We start from the raw sequence: 384 nt of genomic DNA on the forward strand, positions 1-384 counted from the left end.
CCGGTGGCGGAAGGACTCCACGTGTTCATCCAGGTCCGCGGCCATCCTGGAGACCTGGGACTTGGAGAGGGCATTGATCCCCAGGGTCTTGACCAGCTTGTCCATCCGCCGGGTACTCACCCCGGCCAAGTAGCAGTCCGCCACCACGGTGATCAGCGCCGACTCCGCTCTCTTCCGGCGTTCCAGCAGCCACTCCGGGAAGTACGTCCCAGAGCGCAGCTTCGGGATGGCTACATCGACCGTGCCGACCCGGGTGTCCAGGTCCCGGTGCCGGTACCCGTTGCGCTGGGCGGACCGTGTCGGGGTGGGCTTGCCCCATTCGGCGCCGACCACCGCGTCTGCATCGGCGGAGAGCAGGGTGTTGATCATGGTCTGCAGCAAGTG

General features: G+C 66.7%; 1 protein-coding gene. It reads right to left on the reverse strand.

Going from position 1 to position 384, the window contains the following annotated elements; translation table 11 throughout:
* A partial coding sequence (locus tag ABD211_RS20670; protein WP_344134340.1) for a transposase occupies positions 1-384 on the reverse strand: 384 nt, incomplete at both ends.

Source organism: Luedemannella flava (assembly GCF_039528515.1).
In the GTDB taxonomy this organism is placed as follows: domain Bacteria; phylum Actinomycetota; class Actinomycetes; order Mycobacteriales; family Micromonosporaceae; genus Luedemannella; species Luedemannella flava.